Origin of the sequence: Streptomyces sp. NPDC026672 (assembly GCF_040638185.1) — a bacterium.
GTDB lineage: Bacteria > Actinomycetota > Actinomycetes > Streptomycetales > Streptomycetaceae > Streptomyces.
In genome coordinates this window covers 103705-120025 of record NZ_JBEZXS010000014.1, presented here as the reverse complement: position 1 = coordinate 120025, position 16321 = coordinate 103705, and the positions used below count along the sequence as shown (strand labels likewise).

Sequence of the window (16321 nt, the reverse complement as noted above, 5' to 3'; positions counted from 1 at the left end):
CCCGGACGACCCGGAGCGGCCCCGCCCCCACCTCGGGGACCGTTCCCGGCGGGGTTTCGAGGGCTTCCGACAGCGATGGGTCAATCGTCAACGAACCCATGTCGCAGCACTCGCCGTCGTCAGAGTGGAGTCATAGAGTGACCTACATCACGATCGGTCGCTGTTTTCCCCTCGCTCACGCCCGCACGGTCTGGAGGGCACATGACCCGTATCAAGGTGAACGTGGACGGCACGACGTACGAGGACGACGTGGAACCCCGTCTCCTGCTGGCCCACTACCTGCGCGACCGCCTCGGTCTGACCGGCACCCCGATCGGCTGCGACACCTCCAGTTGCGGTGCCTGCACCGTCGACCTCGACGGCGCGACCGTCAAGAGCTGCTCCGTCCTCGCCGTCCAGGCGGACGGCACCGAGGTGACCACCGTCCAGGGGCTGGCCCGGGACGGCGCGTGGTCGCCGCTCCAGCGCGCCTTCCACGAGCGGCACGCGCTCCAGTGCGGTTACTGCACCCCCGGGATGATCATGGCCGCGCGCGATCTGCTGCGCGAGAACCCCCGTCCGACCTCCGACGAGGTGCGGCACGCCCTGGAGGGCAACCTCTGCCGCTGCACCGGCTACCAGAACATCGTGCGCGCGGTCCTCGCCGCCTCCGGCCAGGAGGGGCAGGAGGCCCCCGCGGCCGCCGAGGAGGTCACGGCATGACCGATCAGGCCGTCGAACGCGAGGTCGGACGCGCCCGGCTGCGCAAGGAGGACGCCCGGCTCGTCACCGGACAGACCAACTGGACCGACAACATCCAGGTCACCGGGCTGCTGCACCTGGCGATCCTGCGCAGCCCCATGGCCCACGCCCGCGTCACCCGGGTGGACGTCTCCCCGGCCCTCGCACTCCCCGGTGTCGTCGCGGCGTTCAGCGGCGCCGACCTCGCCGACGGCATGGGGTCGCTGCCCTGCGCCTGGCCGGTGACCGAGGACATCGTGCTGCCCGACCACCCGCCGATCGCCGTCGACGAGGTGCGCTACGCCGGCGACCCGGTCGCCGTGGTCGTGGCCCGCGACCGGTACGCGGCGGCCGACGCCCTGGAGGCGATCGAGGTCGACTACGAGCCGCTGCCCCCGGTCCTCGACCTGGAGGCCGCGCTCGCCGACGACGCCCCGCTGGTCCACTCCGACAAGGGCACCAACCGCAGCTACGTGTGGCCGCTGGCGACCGGCGAGGGCTTCGACACGGTGCGCGAGCGCGCGGACGTCACGGTCAAGCGGCGCTACCACCAGCAGCGGCTGATCCCGAACGCCATGGAGCCCCGCGCGGTCGTCGTCACCCCGCTCGCCGCCTCCGGCGAGTACACCGTCTACTCGGCCACCCAGATCCCGCACATCCTGCGGATCATGCTGGCCACGGTGACCGGCGTCCCCGAGCACAAGCTGCGGGTGATCGCCCCGGACGTGGGCGGCGGCTTCGGCTCCAAACTCCAGGTGTACGGCGAGGAGGCCATCGCCCTCACCGTCGCGCGCAGGCTCGGCCGCCCGGTGAAGTGGACCGAGTCCCGCTCCGAGGGCTACCTCGCCACCCACCACGGCCGCGGCATGATCCAGGACATCGAGGTCGCCGCCACCCGCGAGGGCAGGCTGCTCGGCCTGAAGGTGGACCTGATCGCGGACATGGGCGCGTACCTGATGCTCGTCACACCGGGCATCCCCATCCTCGGCGCCTTCATGTACCCGGCGATCTACAAGATGGACGCCTACGAGTTCAACTGCACCGGCGTCTTCACCACCCGCACGCCCACCGACGCCTACCGCGGCGCCGGACGCCCCGAGGCGACGTACGCCATCGAGCGCGTCATGGACGAACTGGCCGCCGAACTCGGCCTGGACCCGGTGGAGTTGCGGCGCCGCAACTGGATCGGGCACGAGGAGTTCCCGTACACCTCGATCGCCGGGCTGACCTACGACAGCGGCAACTACGAGGCGGCCACCGAGAAGGCCCTCGCCCTGTTCGGCTACGACGACCTGCGCGCCGAGCAGCGGGGGCGCAACGAGCGCGGGGACACCGTGCGCCTCGGTATCGGCGTGTCGACGTACACGGAGATGTGCGGTCTGGCACCGAGCCGGGTGCTGCGCGACCTCAGGTACGCGGCGGGCGGCTGGGAGGCGGCGAGCATCCGCATGCTGCCCACCGGCAAGGTCGAGGTGGTCACCGGCACCAGCCCGCACGGGCAGGGCCACGTGACCTGCTGGAGCCAGATCGCCGCCGACGCGCTGGGCGTTCCGTTCGAGGACGTCGAGGTGGTCCACGGTGACACCCGCTCGTCCCCGCAGGGCATGGACACCTACGGCTCGCGGTCGCTGGTCGTGGGCGGCGAGGCCGTGCACCGGGCGGCGCGCAAGGTGGTCGAGAAGGCGCGGAAGGTCGCCGCGCACCTGCTGGAGGCGAGCGAGCAGGACCTGGAGTTCACGGACGGCGTGTTCTCCGTGAAGGGCTCGCCCGAGGCGCGCAGGACCATCCAGGAGATCGCGTTCGAGGCGTTCTCCTCGCACGACCTGCCCGACGGCATGGAACCCACCATCAACGCCGAACAGGTCGTCGACCCGGAGAACTTCTCCTATCCGCACGGGACCCACCTGTGCGCCGTCGAGGTCGACACCGAGACCGGGGCCACGCGCATCAGGTCGTACGTCTGCGTCGACGACGTCGGCCGGGTCGTCAACCCGATGATCGTCGAGGGCCAGGTGCACGGCGGGCTCGCCCAGGGCATCGCCCAGGCGCTGTACGAGGAGGCCGTCTACGACGACGAGGGCAACCTGGTCTCCGGCACCATGGCCGACTACCTCGTGCCGTCGGCGGCGGACCTGCCGCACTTCGTGACCGACCGGACCGAGACGCCCGCCGCGAACTCGCTGGGCGTGAAGGGGGTCGGCGAGTCGGGCACGATCGCCTCGACGCCCGCCGTGGTGAACGCCGTCGTGGACGCGCTCAGGCCGCTGGGCGTGCACGACGTGCGGATGCCCTGTACGCCCGAGCGGGTCTGGCGGGCCGTGCGGTCCGCCGGGTCCGGTGAGGAGGCCCCGGCATGATCCCCGCCGCATTCGACTACGTCCGTCCCGCCACCGTCGACGAGGCGGTGCGCGCGCTCGCGGACGCGGGCGAGGACGCCAAGGTGCTGGCCGGCGGGCAGAGCCTGCTGCCGCTGCTGCGGCTCAGGCTGGCCTTCCCCGAACTCGTCGTGGACATCGGCCGGGTCGAGGGGCTGCGCGGGGTGCGCGAGGAGGGCGACGCACTTGTCGTCGGCGCGCTGACCACGCACCACGACGTGATCCACGACCCGCTGGTGCGCCGGTACGCCGGGCTGCTGGCCGCGGCCACCGAGACGGTCGCCGACCCGGCCGTGCGGCACCGGGGCACCCTCGCGGGCTCGCTCGCGCATGCCGACCCGGCCGGGGACCTGCCCGCCGTGGTGCTCGCCCTGGACGGCGAGCTGGTAGCGGCAGGGCCCGGCGGACGGCGGACGATCCCGGCGCGCGAGTTCTTCGTCGACTACCTCCAGACCGCGCTGGCGCCCGACGAGCTCCTGGTGGAGGTCCGGCTGCCGAAGAAGGACGGCTGGGGCTTCCACTACGAGAAGTTCCAGCGGGCCGCCCAGGCGTGGGCGGTGGTCGGGGTGGCCGCGCTCGTGCGGCGCGAGAACGGGCACGTCGCCGAGGCGCGGATCGGCCTCACCAACATGGGCGCGGTCCCGCTGCGGGCCCCGGCGGCCGAGGGCGCGCTGGCCGGCGCCGGGGACGCGCGGGCCGTGGCGCACGCCTGCGAACAGGCCGCGGAGGGCACCCGGCCGGGACAGGACATGTCGGGCTCCCCGGAGTACCGGGCGCATCTGGCCCGGGTGCTGACCAGGCGGGCGGTGCTGTCCGCCGCCGGGATGGGGTGAGCGCCGATCACCGGTATGGACGACCCGGAGCGGGTGCGGGCCCGGCTGGAGGAGACGGGGTACCTCGTCGACGACGGACTGGCCGTCTCCTGCTTCCTGGCACTGAGACTGCACCGGCCGCTCTTCTGCGAGGGCGACGCGGGCGTGGGCAAGACCGCGCTCGCGACCGCCCTCGCCGAGGCGCTCGGCGCCCCGCTGATCCGGCTGCAGTGCCACGAGGGCATCGACGCGGCGCAGGCCCTGTACGACTGGGACTTCCCGCGCCAGCTGCTGCACCTGCGGGCCGCCGAGGCCGCGGGGGTGACGGACGCGGACCGTCTCGAGAGCGAGCTGTACGACCGGCGCTTCCTCATCGCCCGGCCGCTGCTGCGGGCGCTGCAGACGCGGCCTGCGGTGCTGCTGGTGGACGAGATCGACCGGGCCGACGACGAGTTCGAGGCGTTCCTGCTGGAGCTGCTGTCGGAGTACTCGGTGACGATCCCGGAGCTGGGGACGCTGCGGGCGGAGGTGCCGCCGGTGGTCGTCCTCACCTCCAACCGGACCCGGGAGGTGCACGACGCGCTGAAGCGGCGGTGCCTCTACCACTGGTTCGACCACCCCTCCTTCGGGCGTGAACTCGCCATCGTGCGGCGCCGGCTGCCGGAGGTGTCGCAGCGGCTGGCCGAGCAGGTCACCGCGCTCGTGCAGGCGCTGCGGGCGGCGGACCTGGTCAAGCCGCCCGGGGTGGCCGAGACGATCGACTGGGCGCAGGCCCTGGACGCGCTGGGCGCGACCGAGGTGGACGCGGAGCTGGCGGTGGCGACCCTGGGCTCGGTCCTCAAGTACCGCGAGGACACCGACCGCGCCCGGGGCCTCGACCTGGCCACGATCCTGGCAGCCCGGGGGGCGTGAACCGTGACACTCCCGGACCGTTCGGCACAGGGGGGCGGTGGGGGCGGGGCAGGTGGCGGGGGCGGCCGTGTCCATGGTGACGGGGTCGGTGGGGTCGGTGTGCTGGTCGGGTTCGTGCGGGCGGTGCGGGCGGCCGGGGTCGACGCGAGCAGTGAGCGGGCGCACGCGTTCCTGCGGGCCGTGGACGTGCTGCGCCCGGGGGTGCGCGGGGACGTGTACTGGGCGGGGCGGGCCACGCTGTGCGGCGGGCACGACGACCTGGAGCGCTACGACCGGGTGTTCACCGCCTACTTCGGAACGACGGCCGGACCCCGCCGCAGGCCGCCGGCCGCCGCTCCCCCGCCCCGGCTGCGGCTGGTCTCCCGGGACGCGCCCGCCGGGACGCCCACCCCGGGTGCGGACGAGCCGCCGCGACCCCCCACGGCCTCGCTCGCCAGCACCGCCGAGGTGCTGCGCCACCGGGACGTGGCGGAGCTGGACGCGGTCGAACGGGACCAGCTGAACCGGCTGCTGGCCGCGTTCGCGCTGCGCGGGCAGACCCGGCGTTCGGCCCGCCGCCGTCCGGCCCGGCGCGGCGAGGTCGATCCGCGGCGCACCGTGCGGGAGGTGCTGCGGCGCGGTGGTGAGCCGTCCCGGCTGCTGCGGCAGGCGCGGGTGGAGTCGCCGCGCCGGGTGGTGCTGCTCGTCGACGTGAGCGGCTCCATGGCGCCGTACGCCGACGCGCTGCTGCGGTTCGCCCACGCGGCCGCGCGGGCGGGCCGTACGGAGGTGTTCACGGTCGGCACCCGGCTGACCCGGGTGACAAGTGAGCTGGCGCGACGCGACCCGGACCTCGCGATGACCGCGCTGGCCGCCGCCGTACCGGACTGGCGCGGCGGCACCCGGCTGGGGGAGCTGCTGCGGGAGTTCCTGAACCGGTGGGGCCAGCGGGGCATGGCGCGCGGCGCGGTGGTGGTGCTGCTCTCGGACGGCTGGGAGCGCGGCGACCCCGCGCTGCTCGCGGCCCAGATGCGCCGGCTGCACGGCCTGGCGCACCGGGTGGTGTGGTCCAACCCCCGCAAGGCCCGGCCGGGTTACGCGCCGGTGGCCGCGGGGATGGCGGCGGCGCTGCCGTACGTGGACGCGTTCGTCGAGGGACACAGCCTGGCGGCCCTGGAGCGGCTGGCGGCGGTGGTCCGCGGGGCCACGGGAGCCGTGGCCGCCGGTACGGAAGGAGCGGAACGTGCGTGAGATCCTGCCGGGACTCGATCGCTGGTACACGGCCGGTGACCCCTTCGGTCTGGCGACGGTCGTCGCGGTGAGCCGCAGCGCGCCGCGCGGGCCGGGCGCGGCGATGGCGGTGGGGCCGGGCGACGAGGTGCTGGGGAGCGTGTCCGGGGGCTGCGTCGAGGGCGCGGTGTTCGAGCTGGCGCGGGAGGTCGTGGACAGCGGCGAAGCCCGTCTCGAGACGTTCGGGTACAGCGACGAGGACGCGTTCGCGGTCGGGCTGACCTGCGGCGGCGAGATCACGGTGCTGGTGCGGCCGGTCACCCGGGGCGCGGACCCCGCGTTCGGCGCGGTCGCGGCGTCGGTGGCGGCGGGCGAGCCGGTGACCGTGGCGACGGTCGTGGACGGTCCGGCGCCGCGCGGCGCGAGCCTCGCGGCGTGGCCGGAGCGGGTGTCCGGGACGCTCGGCACGGCGGGCCTCGACGCGGCGGTCACCGCCGACGCGCGCGGCGAACTCGCCCTGGGCGCCACGGGTCTGCGGCACTACGGCCCGCGCGGCGAGCGCCGGGAGGACGCGGTGACCGTGTTCCTGCACTCCTTCGCGCCGCCGCCGCGCATGCTGGTGTTCGGCGCGATCGACTACGCGGCCGCGGTGGCCCGCATCGGCGGCTTCCTCGGCTACCGGGTGACGGTGTGCGACGCCCGCCCGGTGTTCACCACGCCGAAGCGCTTCCCGCCGGGCACGGAGGTCGTCGTCGAGTGGCCGCACCGCTATCTCGCGGGCACCCCGACCGACGGACGCACGGTGATCTGCGTCCTCACCCACGACCCGAAGTTCGACGTGCCGCTGCTGGAGGAGGCGCTGCGCCGGCCCGCCGCCTACATCGGGGCGATGGGCAGCCGGCGCACCCACGACGAACGCCGCGAGCGGCTGGCCGAGGCCGGGCTGACCGAGGACGAGCTGGCCCGGCTGCGCTCGCCGCTCGGGCTGGACCTCGGCGCCCGTACGCCCGAGGAGGTCGCCGTGTCGGTGGCCGCCGAGATCGTCGCCCTGCGCTGGGGAGGCAGCGGGGCACCGCTCACCGCGACCGCCGGCGCCATCCACCCGGCGGGCGTTTCCTGAGTCCCCGAGCACCACGAGCACCACGAGGAGCACGTCATGGAGCTGCACCACGAGTTCACCGTCCCCGTCCCGGTGGAGGACGCCTGGCCCGCGCTCCTCGACATCGAGCGCGTCGCGCCGTGTCTGCCGGGGGCGACGGTGGAGGAGTTCGACGGGAAGACCGTGACCGGTTCGGTGAAGGTGAAGGTCGGGCCGGTGACCGTGACCTACCGGGGCACGGCGGTCTTCGAGGAGCAGGACGAGGCGGCGCACCGGATGGTGCTGGCCGCCAACGGCCGGGAGACGCGCGGCCAGGGCACCGCCCGTGCCACGGTCACCGCCACGCTGGCCGGACGCGACGGCGGTACGGCGGTGTCGGTGCGCACGGACCTGACGGTGACCGGGCGACCGGCGCAGTTCGGGCGCGGGGTGATCGCCGAGGTCGGCGACCGGCTGATCGGGCAGTTCGCGGCGTGCCTGGCCGAGCGGCTGGCCGAACCCGCGGCGCGGGACGCCGGGGCGGAGGGGATCGGGGCGCAGGCGGCAGGTGCGGGGGCGGCCGGGGCGCAGGGCGCCGGGACGGCGGGAGCCGCGGCGGCAGGTGCGGGGGCGGCCGGGGCGAGAGCGGCCGGGGCTGTGTCGTCCGCGCCGTCGGAGGCCGAGCCCCTGAACCTGCTGCGGGCGGCCGGCGTCCCGGTGGCCAAGCGGGCGGCGGGCGTGGCGGCAGCGGCGGCGGTCCTGGTCCTGCTGTTCACCCGGGCCAGGCGGCACCGGCGGACGGGCCACGGGTGGACGGGCTGCGGGAGAACGGGGCGCGGCAGGACGGGCCACCACCGCTCGCGCCGGTAGCACCCCGGCGCGCGGCCCGGCTCAGGGCAGCCGGTGGAGGGTGACCTCGGTGAGCCGGCCGGCGGTGAGGGTCGCCGTGAGGTAGGTGCGGTGCGGTTCGCGGCGGCGGTCCGTCGGGGAGCCGGGGTTGAGCAGGCGCAGGCCGCCGGGCGCGGTGGTGTCCCAGGGGACGTGGCTGTGGCCGAACACCAGGACGTCGAGGTCGGGGAAGCGGGCGGCGCAGCGGGCCTCGCGTCCCCCGGCGGGCCCGGTCTCGTGGACGACGCCGAAGCGCACCCCGTCGAGCTCGGCGCGGGCCACCTCGGGCAGGCGGGCGCGCAGCTCGGGGCCGTCGTTGTTGCCGTACACCGCGATCAGGCGGCGGCTGCGCTCCGCCAGCAGGTCGAGGGTGGCGGTGTCCACCCAGTCGCCGGCGTGGAACACCACGTCGGCGTGCGGGAGTTCGGCGAGCAGCGGGGCGGGCAGCGTCTTCGCGCGCCGGGGCACGTGGGTGTCGGACGTCAGCAGCAGGCGCACGGGTTCAGCGTAGGGGAGGCGGCACCGTGCGGCCCGTGAACTTCATCAGTCTGGACTGGACAGTTTGGACTGCGGGTTCTAGGGTGGCGGCCATGGACGAGATATCCGACTCCGCCGCCCGCGCCGCACGCGATCTGCGGGTCGTGTTCAGCAGGCTGCGGCGGCGCATACGGGAGGTGTCGCAGGACACCGACCTCACCCCGTCCCAGGAGTCGGCCCTCACCCTGGTCGGCAAGCACGGCGCCGCCACGGCCAGCGCCCTGGCCTCCGCCGAGGGCGTGCGCCCGCAGTCGATGGCCACCACGCTCGCCGCCCTCGACCAGCACGGCCTCATCCGCCGCGCCCCGGACCCCGAGGACGGCCGCCGCCAGCTCGTCACCCTGACCGAGGCCGGCCGGGCCCGCGTCGAGGGCAACCGGCAGGCCCGCGAGGAGTGGCTGGCCCGCGCCTTCCAGGACCGCTTCACGGAGGACGAGCGCGAGACGGTGCGCAGGGCACTGGCGCTCATGGAACGGCTGTCGCAGCAGTGACGTCCCCTCCCGCGGCCTTCGACCGGCGGCTGATCGCGCCGATGGTCCTCGGCTCCGTGCTGAACCCCGTCAACTCCTCGATGATCGCCGTGGCCCTGGTCCCCATCGGCCTGGCGTTCGGGGCGCCGCCCGCCGAGACGGTCTGGCTGGTGTCGGCGCTCTACCTCGCCACCGCCGTGGGCCAGCCCGTCGTCGGACGGCTCGTCGACATGTACGGGCCGCGCAGGCTCTACCTCGCCGGTACGGCGCTCGTGGGCGTCGCGGGCGTCATGGGCGCGCTCGCCCCCTCCCTCGGTCTGCTGATCGCGGCCCGGGTGCTGCTCGGCCTCGGCACCTCCGCCGCGTATCCGGCGGCGATGCGGCTCACCCGCAGCGAGGCCGAGCGCACCGGCCGGGACAGCCCGGCGGGCGTGCTGACCGCGCTGGCCGTGGCGAGCCAGACGGTGTCCGTGGTCGGCCCGGCGCTCGGCGGACTGCTGATCGGCGTCGGCGGCTGGCGCGCGGTGTTCACCGTCAACGTCCCCCTGTCGGCGGCCTGTCTGGTCCTCGGCGCCCTGTGGCTGCCGCGCGGCGCCCCGCGGGAGGCGGCCCGCGGGCGCGGTGTGGACCTGCCCGGGATGGCGCTGTTCACGGCCGTGCTCGTCACGCTGATGCTGTTCCTCATGGGCCCCCGGGCCGACCGCTGGTACCTGCCGGTGCTCACCGTCCTCGCGGCCGCCGCCTTCGCCGCGTGCGAGCTGCGGGTGCCGGACCCGTTCGTCGACCTGCGGGTGCTCGGCGGCAACGTCCCGCTCCTCGCCACGTATCTGCGTCAGCTCCTCGCCTACACGACCGCCTACGCGTTCATGTACGGGTACACGCAGTGGCTGGAGGAGGGACGCGGTCTGAACGCCTCCACCGCCGGGCTCGTCCTGGTCCCCCTGTCGGTGAGCGCGCTCACCGTCTCCGCGCTCACCGGGCGCCGGGAGGCGGTGCGCGGCAAGCTCGTCGCCGGCTCCCTGCTGCAACTGGCGGGCTGCGCCGTGCTGCTGCTCGTCGACTCCGCGAGTCCGCTGTGGGTGCTGCTCGTGGTGGGCGCCGTCGCCGGTCTCCCGCAGGGCCTCGTCGGCCTCGCCACCCAGACCGCGCTGTACCGGCAGGCCGAGCCCGAGCGCATCGCCTCCGCCGCCGGGCTGCTGCGCACCTTCATGTACCTCGGCGCGCTGGGCGCCTCCGCGGCCACCGCCGCGTTCTACCCGCACCGCGCCGACACGGCCGGGCTGCACGGCCTGGCCCTGTTCATGGCGGCCGGCTCGGTCCTGCTGCTGGCGACCACCCTCCCGGACCGTTCCCTCGGTTCGCCCACCTCCCGGGACACCACCCCGGCGACCGTCCGGGCCCCGGCCCGGAGCACCTCCCGAAACACCCCTGGAAAGGCCTGACCCCCATGGCGCTCACCGCCCTCGACCCCCGTACCGCCCTCGTCGTGATCGACCTCCAGAACGGCATCGCCGGGGCGCCCACCCAGCCCCACAGCGGTGCCGACGTGGTCGCCCGCTCCGTGGCGCTGGCCGACGCCTTCCGCGCCCGCGACCTGCCCGTCGTCCTCGTCCGCGTCTCCTTCGCGCCCGACTGGGCCGACCGCGTCCCGGGCCGCACCGAGCACGAGGGCGCCGGCGGCGCCTACCCCGAGGGCTGGGACGTCATCGTCGACGAACTCTCCGGCCACCCGGGCGACATCCACGTGACCAAGCACAACTGGGGCGCCTTCCACGGCACCGACCTCGACGTCCAGCTGCGCCGCCGCGGTGTCACCCAGATCGTCCTGACGGGCATCGCCACGAGCATCGGCGTCGAGTCCACCGCCCGCGCCGCCCACGAGCACGGCTACCACGTCACCGTGGCCACCGACGCGGTCTCGGACCTCGCGCCCGAACCGCACGCCAACAGCGTCGACCGGATCTTCCCCCGGCTCGGCGAGACCGGTACCACCGCCGAGATCCTCGAACTCCTCGCCAAGACCCACGCCTGACCCGCTCGACGACGGCCCCCTCCACGGACGGACTCCGCGGAGGGGGCCGTCGCCGTCGGGTCAGTCGTCGTCGGCCGCCGCCCGGCGCACGTCCGCCTCCACCTCCGTGCGGGAGACACCCTCGTCGCGGGCGTACTCGCTGAGCGCGGAGCCGAGGTCACGGTCCAGGTCCCGCCAGGCGCGCAGGGCGGTCTCGTAGGTCTCCCGCTGGGCGGCGGTCAGCGGGGCCTCGGCCGGGGGGCCGTAGGCGTCGCGCAGTTCCTGGACCTGGGCGTGGGCCGCGTCCGCCGCGTGCTGCTTGGCGACGAGCTCTTCCATGGTGTGGGACACGGAAAGGACCCTAGGCACGGTGGCGGTGCGCTCCCGCTCGACCTGCCGGAGGGCCGCCGCACCCGCACCCGAGTGGCGGTCAGTCGCCGAGCACGATGTCGGCCCAGACCTGCTTGCCGCCACTGACCGGCACCGTTCCCCAGGTCGCCGACATCGCCTCCACGAGGAGGATGCCCCGGCCGCCGGTGGCCTCCCAGCCGATGCTGGCCGGCTTGACGGGACTGCGGGGCGAGGTGTCGGCGACGGCGACCCGGAAGCGGTGGTTGACCAGGGTGAGGTCCAGGCGGACCTGGCCGTCGGTGTGCACGAGGGCGTTGGTGACCAGTTCGGAGACGACGAGCTGGACGGCGTCCGAGTGCTCCTCGGGCACGCCCCAGGAGCGCAGGGTGCGGCGGGTGAAACGGCGGGCGTGCCGTACGGCCTCCGGGACCCGCCACACCGTCCAGCTCTCGCGCAGCGGGCGGACGGCCATGCCGTCGTAGCGCATGAGCAGGAGGGCGACGTCGTCGCCGCGGTGGGCGCCGGTGAGCAGCGCGTCGGCGACCAGGCCGAGGTCGGCGGGGTCGGCGGCGGACAGGTCGCGGGCGAGCCGTACCATGCCCTCGTCGAGGTCGGACCCGGCGGACTCGACGAGGCCGTCCGTGGTGAGGGCGAGCACGGCGCCGGGCTGGAGGCGCAGCGGCGTCATGGGGAACTCCGCCTGGAGGACCACACCGAGCGGGGGGCCGCCCTCGGTCTCGACGACCTCGCTGCCGCCGTCCGGGTGACGCAGCACCGGTTGGGGGTGGCCTGCGCGCACGCACCAGGCGGTGCCCTCCTCCATGTCGACGTCGACGTAGCAGCAGGTGGCGAAGAGGTCGGTCTCCATCTCCATGAGCAGCCGGTTGGCGTGCGAGACGACCACGTCGGGCGGGTGGCCCTCGGCGGCGTAGGCGCGCAGGGCGGTGCGCATCTGGCCCATCAGGGTGGCGGCGCCCGCGTTGTGGCCCTGGACGTCGCCGATGACGAGGGCGACGTGGTGGTCGGGCAGCGGGATCACGTCGTACCAGTCGCCGCCGACCTCCAGTCCCGCGGTGGTCGGCAGATAGCGGGCGACGGCGACGCCCCCGGCCAGCCGGGGCAGCCGGCGGGGCAGCAGGGTGCGCTGGAGCATGCCGACGAGTTCGTGCTCGGCGTCGAAGGCGTGGGCGCGCATCAGGGCCTGTCCGGCGAGGCCGGCGGCGGCGGTGAGCAGGGCCCGCTCATCGGGTCCGAAGTCGTGCGGGTGGTCCCAGCCGATCAGGCAGGCGCCGGCCATGCCGCCGCCCGCGGGCAGGGGCAGGACGGCGAGGCCGCCGGGACCGACCTCGCCGAGGGCGGGTTCGAGGGCGGCGGTGCCGGCGGCCCAGATCCGGGCACGGCCCTCACGCAGGACGGCGGCGAGGGTGGGCATGGACCGCACGGGCGCGTCGGGCCACTCGGAGCGCCACTCCGTGCGCCACAGCTCGGGCCACGCCTCGGGTTCCGGCGGGTCGAGGACGGTGACCACGAGCCGTTCGTTCTCCAGTTCGGCCAGGGCGAAACGGTCGGCCCGGAGGGGCTCGCGCAGGGCGGCGACGACGGCCTGGCTGACGTCCTTGACGGTGCCCGCGGTGGCGAGCGCGGCGGCGAGGCGCTGGACGCGGGCCACGTCGGTGACGTCGGAGCGGAGCGTGGAGACGTCGGCGACCGTGCCGACGAGGCGGTCGGGCCGGCCCTCGCCGCCGGGCAGCAGCCGGCCGCGCAGCCTGATCCACTTCGGGGAGCCGCCGGGCTGGACGATGCGGAACTCCAGCTCGCGGTCGCCGATGGACATGTGGTCGGCCTCGACGACGGACATCAGGGAGGGCAGGTCCTCGGGCACGGCGCGGCCGAGCAGGGTCTCGACCCTGCCGTCGAACGCGTCGCGGCCGATCCCGAACAGGTCCAGGATGTCGGCGCCGACCGTGATGCGGCCGGTGTCCATGGCGAGGTTGAAGGCGTCCGCGGCCGGCTCGCCGGTCTCGGCGGGCGCGGGCCGGGTGAGCGCCTCGGCGACGAGGGCCAGGCAGTGGCGGTCCTCGGGGCCGAAACCGGCCGGGTTCTCGGTGACGGCGACGAGACAGCCCTCGCCCCGGCTCACGGGGAGGGCGGCGACGAAGAAGTCCGGGCAGGTCCCGGGGCGGTCGGCGGCCCGGTCGGGGCCGAGCCACCGGGGCTCCCCGGCGCGCAGGGCCTCGGCGGGCGCGGACCGGCCGGACGCGGGGTAGCCCTCCTGGAGGCCGTAGAGGGTGCGCGGGAGCCCGGCCGACTGGGTGAGGCTCAGCCGGGTGCCGTCGTCGTCCGGGCCGTAGAAGCCGGCGAAGGAGGCACCGGCGAGGACGAGGGCCTGTTCGAGGACGCGGCGCGGCCGGTCGGGCGCGTACGGCTCGGACATGAGCGTTTCGAGGGCGATTTCGGCACGCTCCGTTCGTGTTCCGCGTACCGCAGCGCCCTCTGTGACCACGTCCGCCATTACAGCGCTTATGGGACGTAAACGCAGCCCCTGTGACCATTCCGTGGAACCGGCGTGCCGTACGGACGTTCCGGACCTTGGTGCCCGGTTGCCCCGGACCGCTCGCCGTGCGGCCCGGGGCGCGGGGAGGGAGCCTTGTGGCCTGGGGCGCGAGGCGCGGCCGGGCGAGGAGGTGGTCGGCATGTCCGACGGACTGTCCTCCGGCGGGGCGCCGAACGCCGGGCGGGCCCGCGCCGGCCGGCCGCTGCTGTCGCTGGCGCTGGCCGCGATGATGGAGGACGTGCACGCGCACTCCGGCGCGGTGTACCTGCTGGTGCCCGGCGAGCCGGTGCTGGAGCTCGCGGTGACGGCCGGGCTGCCGCGGGAGTTCGTGCAGCCGTGGGAGCGGGTGGGGCTGAGCGCGCCGATCCCGGTCGCGGCGGCGCTGCGCGAGCGGCGGCTGGTCTGGGTGGCCGGCGAGGAGGAGATGGCCCGCCGCTTCCCGCGCATCGCGGTCGTCCTGCCGTACCCCTTCGCACTGGCCGCGCTCCCCGTGGCCACCGCGGACACGGTGTTCGGGGCGGTCTTCGTGACCTGGCCGGGCTCGCACCCGCCGGAGCTGGCGGACCGTGAGCGGTCGCGGCTGACGGCGGCCTGCCACCGGCTGGCACTGCGCCTGGAGCAGGAGGGACAGGACCCGCGCGCGCCGCGCCAGGAGCCCGATCTGCCGGTCGTGCCGGTGCCGGAGGTGTCGGGCACGTTCGGCACCCTGGAGGCGGTGCGGATGGTGGCGCGGCTGCCGTACGGACTGGTCTCCCTCGATCTGCACGGCCGGGTCGCCTTCGTGAACCCGGCGGCGGCCGAACTGCTGGACACGGCGACGGGCGAACTGCTCGGCACCCGGCTGTGGGCGTCGGTGCCGTGGCTGAACGACCCGATGTACGAGGACCGGTACCGGGCGGCGCTGATGAGCCAGCACGTGACGTCGTTCGTGGCGCTGCGCCCGCCCGGGGACTGGCTGTCGTTCCGGCTGTACCCGAGCCCGACCGGGCTGAGCGTGCGCGTGACCCGGGCGCGGTCGGTGGCGGAGATGGGCCGCACGGCGCCGCAGACCGGCTCGGGCGCCTCCCGGCTGGTCACGATCTCGCAGGTGCTGAGCCTGGCGGGGGCACTGACCGAGGCGGTCGGGGTGCAGGACGTGGTGCAGCTGGTGGCGGACGAGGTGTGCCCGGCCGTCGGCAGCCGGGCGCTGGTGCTGCTGGGGACCCGGGCGGGCCGGCTGCACGTGCTGGGACACCGCGGGTACGCCGATCCGCACGCCGTGGAGCAGTACGACGGGCTGCCGCTGACCGAGCGGACGCCGGGGACGCACGTGCTGACCACCGGGGTGCCGGCGTTCTTCGACTCGCTCCAGCAGTTGCAGCGGCTGTACCCGGAGCGCTCCGAGCGGCCGAGCGGCTTCGCGGCCTGGGCGTATCTGCCGCTGATCGCGTCGGGGCGGCCGGTGGGCACCTGTGTGCTCGCCTACGCGGAGCCGCACGTCTTCCCGGCGGACGAGCGGGCGGTGCTGACGAGTCTGGGCGGGCTGATCGCGCAGGCGCTGGAGCGGGCACTGCTGTACGACGCCAAGACCCAGCTGGCGCACGGGCTCCAGGCGGCGCTGCTGCCGCACTCGCTGCCGCCGCTGCGCGGCATCGACGCGGCCGCCCGCTATCTGCCGGCCACTCAGGGCATGGAGATCGGCGGCGACTTCTACGACCTGGTGCCGACCAGACCGCTGCCGGCGGCGGTGATCGGGGACGTGCAGGGGCACAACGTGACGGCGGCCGGGCTGATGGGCCAGATCCGTACCGGGGTACGGGCGTTCACGACCGGTGGGCAGGCGCCGGAGCAGGTGATGAGCAGCACCAACCGGCTGCTCGTGGACCTGGGCGCCGAACTGTTCGCGAGCTGTCTGTATCTGCGGCTGGACCCGGAGCGGGGGCGGGCCGTGATGGCGCGGGCCGGGCATCCGCCGCCGCTGCTGCGCCGGCCGGACGGGCGGGTACGGGTCCTGGACCTGGCCGGCGGTCCCCTGCTGGGCATCGACGCGGAGGCGGTGTACCCGACCACGGAGGTCGAGTTCACGCCCGGTTCCGTGCTGGCCCTCTACACCGACGGTCTCGTGGAGTCGCCCGGGGTCGACATCGAGGACGCGCTGGCCGACCTGGGCGAACTGCTCACGGCGATGGGGGACCAGCCGCTGGAGTACCTGGCCGACGAACTGGTCCGGCACAGCGCGGCGGCACGGGCCCGCGTCGACGACGTGGCGGTCCTGCTACTGCGGGCACACACGGAGACATGAGGCCGCCGCCGGCCCGGCCATGCGACGTGAGGTCCCCGACAGCACGGGACACCGGTGCCGTCCTGCTGCTGCGACCCCGACACGGGGCATGAAGCCGCCGACGGCCCCGGGACGCCGGTGCGG

Annotated in this window: 14 protein-coding genes; 11 read left to right on the top strand and 3 right to left on the bottom strand. The window is 75.1% G+C overall.

All coding sequences use genetic code 11. The features are described 5' to 3' along the window. Nucleotides 1–201: 201 nt before the first annotated feature. From AB0F77_RS18565 to AB0F77_RS18535, 7 genes are all read left to right on the top strand, one after another. Nucleotides 202–702 (top strand): (2Fe-2S)-binding protein, encoded by a 501-nt coding sequence (locus tag AB0F77_RS18565; RefSeq protein ID WP_361949192.1) that lies wholly within the window; start codon nt 202–204, stop codon nt 700–702. Next, nucleotides 699–3077: a molybdopterin cofactor-binding domain-containing protein gene (locus AB0F77_RS18560; RefSeq protein ID WP_361949189.1), complete on the top strand. Its 2379-nt coding sequence runs from the start codon at nt 699–701 to the stop codon at nt 3075–3077. The genes AB0F77_RS18565 and AB0F77_RS18560 overlap by 4 nt, the downstream gene beginning before the upstream one ends. After that, complete coding sequence (locus AB0F77_RS18555; protein WP_361949186.1) at nt 3074–3928, top strand: xanthine dehydrogenase family protein subunit M; 855 nt, start codon at nt 3074–3076, stop codon at nt 3926–3928. Before AB0F77_RS18560 ends, AB0F77_RS18555 begins: the two co-directional genes overlap by 4 nt. 15 nt (nt 3929–3943) lie before the next feature. Then, complete coding sequence (locus tag AB0F77_RS18550) at nt 3944–4819, top strand: MoxR family ATPase (protein ID WP_361949183.1); 876 nt, start codon at nt 3944–3946, stop codon at nt 4817–4819. 99 nt (nt 4820–4918) lie between these two features. Next, on the top strand, nt 4919–6049 hold the full coding sequence (locus AB0F77_RS18545; RefSeq protein ID WP_361949180.1) for a VWA domain-containing protein: 1131 nt from the start codon (nt 4919–4921) through the stop codon (nt 6047–6049). Next, nucleotides 6042–7148, top strand: a complete 1107-nt coding sequence (locus AB0F77_RS18540; RefSeq protein ID WP_361949177.1) for an XdhC/CoxI family protein — start codon at nt 6042–6044, stop codon at nt 7146–7148. The genes AB0F77_RS18545 and AB0F77_RS18540 overlap by 8 nt, the downstream gene beginning before the upstream one ends. 36 nt (nt 7149–7184) lie before the next feature. Next, nucleotides 7185–7976, top strand: a complete 792-nt coding sequence (locus tag AB0F77_RS18535) for an SRPBCC family protein (protein ID WP_361949174.1) — start codon at nt 7185–7187, stop codon at nt 7974–7976. A gap of 21 nt (nt 7977–7997) precedes the next feature. Here the strand turns inward: AB0F77_RS18535 and AB0F77_RS18530 are convergent, their stop codons facing one another. After that, entirely contained in the window at nt 7998–8492 is a 495-nt protein-coding gene (locus AB0F77_RS18530) for a metallophosphoesterase (protein WP_361949171.1), read from the bottom strand. 92 nt (nt 8493–8584) lie between these two features. Between AB0F77_RS18530 and AB0F77_RS18525 the strand changes: the two genes are divergently transcribed. From AB0F77_RS18525 to AB0F77_RS18515, 3 genes are read left to right on the top strand one after another with little or no spacing between them, the layout of a single operon-like run. Then, complete coding sequence (locus tag AB0F77_RS18525; RefSeq protein ID WP_361949168.1) at nt 8585–9022, top strand: MarR family transcriptional regulator; 438 nt, start codon at nt 8585–8587, stop codon at nt 9020–9022. 41 nt (nt 9023–9063) lie between these two features. Further along, on the top strand, nt 9064–10443 hold the full coding sequence (locus tag AB0F77_RS18520; RefSeq protein ID WP_361949389.1) for an MFS transporter: 1380 nt from the start codon (nt 9064–9066) through the stop codon (nt 10441–10443). A 5-nt stretch (nt 10444–10448) separates the two neighbouring features. Continuing rightward, complete coding sequence (locus tag AB0F77_RS18515; RefSeq protein ID WP_361949165.1) at nt 10449–11033, top strand: isochorismatase family protein; 585 nt, start codon at nt 10449–10451, stop codon at nt 11031–11033. A 60-nt stretch (nt 11034–11093) separates the two neighbouring features. On the opposite strand, the gene AB0F77_RS18510 is transcribed toward AB0F77_RS18515, so the two are convergent. After that, nucleotides 11094–11363, bottom strand: coding sequence for a hypothetical protein (locus AB0F77_RS18510; protein WP_361949162.1), 270 nt, complete (start codon nt 11361–11363; stop codon nt 11094–11096). Between the two features lie 79 nt (nt 11364–11442). Next, nucleotides 11443–13875, bottom strand: coding sequence for a SpoIIE family protein phosphatase (locus AB0F77_RS18505; RefSeq protein ID WP_361949159.1), 2433 nt, complete (start codon nt 13873–13875; stop codon nt 11443–11445). Nucleotides 13876–14056: 181 nt separating this feature from the next. Between AB0F77_RS18505 and AB0F77_RS18500 the strand changes: the two genes are divergently transcribed. Beyond that, nucleotides 14057–16198: a SpoIIE family protein phosphatase gene (locus AB0F77_RS18500; RefSeq protein WP_361949156.1), complete on the top strand. Its 2142-nt coding sequence runs from the start codon at nt 14057–14059 to the stop codon at nt 16196–16198. The last annotated feature ends 123 nt before the right edge of the window (nt 16199–16321 follow it).

What these genes read in the sequence shown, in the direction of transcription:
- AB0F77_RS18560 (WP_361949189.1), top strand. Translation starts at nt 699, where the DNA reads ATGACCGATCAGGCCGTCGAACGCGAGGTCGGACGCGCCCGGCTGCGC.
- AB0F77_RS18520 (WP_361949389.1), top strand. Translation starts at nt 9,064, where the DNA reads ATGGTCCTCGGCTCCGTGCTGAACCCCGTCAACTCCTCGATGATCGCC.
- AB0F77_RS18550 (WP_361949183.1), top strand. Translation starts at nt 3,944, where the DNA reads ATGGACGACCCGGAGCGGGTGCGGGCCCGGCTGGAGGAGACGGGGTAC.
- AB0F77_RS18515 (WP_361949165.1), top strand. Translation starts at nt 10,449, where the DNA reads ATGGCGCTCACCGCCCTCGACCCCCGTACCGCCCTCGTCGTGATCGAC.
- AB0F77_RS18500 (WP_361949156.1), top strand. Translation starts at nt 14,057, where the DNA reads ATGTCCGACGGACTGTCCTCCGGCGGGGCGCCGAACGCCGGGCGGGCC.
- AB0F77_RS18535 (WP_361949174.1), top strand. Translation starts at nt 7,185, where the DNA reads ATGGAGCTGCACCACGAGTTCACCGTCCCCGTCCCGGTGGAGGACGCC.
- AB0F77_RS18525 (WP_361949168.1), top strand. Translation starts at nt 8,585, where the DNA reads ATGGACGAGATATCCGACTCCGCCGCCCGCGCCGCACGCGATCTGCGG.
- AB0F77_RS18565 (WP_361949192.1), top strand. Translation starts at nt 202, where the DNA reads ATGACCCGTATCAAGGTGAACGTGGACGGCACGACGTACGAGGACGAC.
- AB0F77_RS18555 (WP_361949186.1), top strand. Translation starts at nt 3,074, where the DNA reads ATGATCCCCGCCGCATTCGACTACGTCCGTCCCGCCACCGTCGACGAG.
- AB0F77_RS18505 (WP_361949159.1), bottom strand. Translation starts at nt 13,875, where the DNA reads ATGGCGGACGTGGTCACAGAGGGCGCTGCGGTACGCGGAACACGAACG.